The sequence below is a fragment of the Nostoc flagelliforme FACHB-838 genome (assembly GCF_014698065.1).
GTDB classification, from domain to species: Bacteria; Cyanobacteriota; Cyanobacteriia; order Cyanobacteriales; family Nostocaceae; genus Nostoc; species Nostoc flagelliforme_B.
Genome location: NZ_JACJSI010000620.1, coordinates 1 through 2481, shown reverse-complemented (window position 1 = coordinate 2481; position 2481 = coordinate 1). Strand labels below are relative to the sequence as shown.

General features: G+C 34.8%; 3 protein-coding genes. 2 read left to right on the top strand and 1 reads right to left on the bottom strand.

All coding sequences use genetic code 11. The annotated features are described in order from the left end of the window. On the top strand, positions 1 to 672 hold a 672-nt coding region (locus H6G97_RS49775), incomplete at its 5' end, for a LysR substrate-binding domain-containing protein (RefSeq protein WP_190947613.1). Here H6G97_RS49775 and H6G97_RS49770 read toward each other — a convergent pair. After that, positions 669 to 1355: a cadmium resistance transporter gene (locus tag H6G97_RS49770; RefSeq protein ID WP_190947612.1), complete on the bottom strand. Its 687-nt coding sequence runs from the start codon at positions 1353 to 1355 to the stop codon at positions 669 to 671. The genes H6G97_RS49775 and H6G97_RS49770 overlap by 4 nt on opposite strands. 65 nt (positions 1356 to 1420) lie before the next feature. Between H6G97_RS49770 and H6G97_RS49765 the strand changes: the two genes are divergently transcribed. Further along, positions 1421 to 2077 carry a cadmium resistance transporter gene (locus tag H6G97_RS49765; protein ID WP_190947611.1) on the top strand — a complete coding sequence of 219 codons (657 nt, stop codon included), beginning with the start codon at positions 1421 to 1423 and terminating at the stop codon, positions 2075 to 2077. Positions 2078 to 2481: the final 404 nt, after the last annotated feature.

The window sequence follows — 2481 nt, the reverse complement described above, 5'->3', positions numbered from 1 at the left end:
CAACGCGGAGAGTTGAAGATAGGTGCAAGTCTCACAGTTGGTAACTATTGGCTACCCGAAAAAATTAGCCAGTTTAAGCAGTTATATCCAGGCATTTTTATCAATTGTCAGTTAGGAAATGCGGAAGAAATTTGTGAAGGAACTGCTGTAGGTATGTATGATTTGGGTTTGGTTACAGGGGAGATCAAACCATCGTTACAGCAATCTTTAGAGCAAGACGAAGTGGGAAGCGATCGCCTGCAAATTGTTGTGGGTAAATCCCACCCTTGGTATCAAAGTACCGAAATTTATTTAGATAAATTATTCAGCACAAGTTGGGTGATGCGTGAATCTGGTTCTGGCGCACAGCAGATGTTTGAGCAAGCCTTACAAAGTTGGGGAATTGAACCTAGCAACCTGGATGTTGTACTTAATCTCAACACTAGTGAAATGGTGAAAGCAGTTGTAGAAAGTGGTGTTGGTGCAGCTGCACTTCCAGAATCAATGGTAAAAAAAGAATTACAGCTAAGGACATTACATGCTGTGCAAATTATCAACTCGCAAAAACAATCCAAGAAACCATTAGAAATTATCCAGCCGATTTGGAAACTAAAACACCGTCAACGGTTTCATACACGAGTCATGATAGCTTTTGAGAATATGCTTATGCAAGAAGATGTCCAGGTGGCTTAGTTAGATAATGGTTGCTTTTTTACTAAAATTGCTAAACAAATACAACTAGCTGCTAGCTTGATCAAGCTTAACGCTGCTGTTTTTAAAATAATTAGTCCGCCTAATATTATTAATACAAAAGGCAGAATATAATTACTATATTGACTTAATATATTCGCTATTTTTGTTTGATAAGTAAACTTATAAGCTAGATAACACCAGAGTGCTACTAATATAAAAAATACTCCAATAATAATTATAAAATTAGTTGTATTACTACTAGCAAATAATGGTATATAGACGCTGATATTATCACTCCCATTGGCGATAGTAATGGCTGCAACATTGTAAGTACTTGCATTAAGCAAACTTGTGGTGTTTGTATCTTGATATTCTGCTGTTGTAACTACAGCCTCTAGAATTTCATTTTCCTCTCGATTTATTAAACTACTGATACCCATCGCCATCGGTATTAATCCCAGCAGTCCAATCCAGTTGGGTGGTATAATTAATCCACCAAATAACCCAGGAAGACTAGCAATAATTAACACTGTAAAGCCTAGGTATTGACCAGCAACAATGTGCCGACATCTGAAGCTAGAATTTAGCTGAGAAAACAGCAGTAATAAAATAACGATATCATCAATATTAGTGGCAACGAAGGCTGAGATTCCCACTAAGAGTGTAGTAATTAACTCACTCATTACAGAGTATCCTAATTTGTTTGCTAAATTTTGATTAGTTAATCACTTTTTTTTGATTATCCCACATGAGTAACATTATTACAACTATTGTAGAGGGAATTGTTGCTTTTACTGTTACCAATATTGATGACATTGTTATCCTAATGCTGTTTTTTTCACAGCTAAATAACCAATTTCGTCGTCGTCATATTTTCGTTGGACAGTATCTAGGTTTTTTCGCCATCATTATTGCCAGTTTACCAGGGTTCTTTGGTAGTTTAATAATACCTAAAGCTTGGATAGGATTATTAGGAATTTTACCAATAGCAATTGGGATTAAGCAGTTATTGCATCAAGAAATAGAAAATCCAGAAATTCAGACTGTAACCACTAGTTTAAAACCATCTAATGATAACACCATCCTAAATTTCATCTTGAGTATTCTAACTCCCCAAACTTATAAAGTTGCAGCAGTCACATTTGCTAATGGTGGAGACAATATAAGTATTTATATTCCCTTGTTTGCTGGCAACACTTTTATCGATTTGTTAATAATTATTATAGTATTTATTATTATGAAAGGACTTTGGTATTCAGCCGCTTATTTTTTGGCTAGCCGAGCTATAATTGCTAGTAATTTAACACAATATGGTAAAAGCCTTGTGCCTTTTATATTAATTACTTTAGGTTTCTATCTTATGTATGAAAGAGGTACATTTACCTTATTATTTTGGAGTCAATAAATATTATGTTATTTATAATATTTCTCAAATTAATATTGTTACTGAGCACACAATTACTCAATCTCAAGAGAGCAGGCTTATAAAAGATAGTGCGATTATCGCCGACGATTCGCAGCATTTAGAGGTTGTTTGAAAAGTTAGGAATGTTGTAAAAAAGCTCTCTCAGTATACGCTGTGAATAGATACATTTTCTGACTTTTCACGGGATGTGGAAAAGAAAGAGTGGTTCGCGATGGAATGTCGCGAACCACTGTTATTCTTTATTATATTTGGAAGTTTCTTCGACTAAATCTTTTAAACCCTGTTTGAGAGTCTCAATTGAACGATCTAAAGCTTCAATTTTAGTCCTTGCAGTAATTTGTTCAATAGCATCTATGTAGGCAATACTACCAGCCTTACCTAAA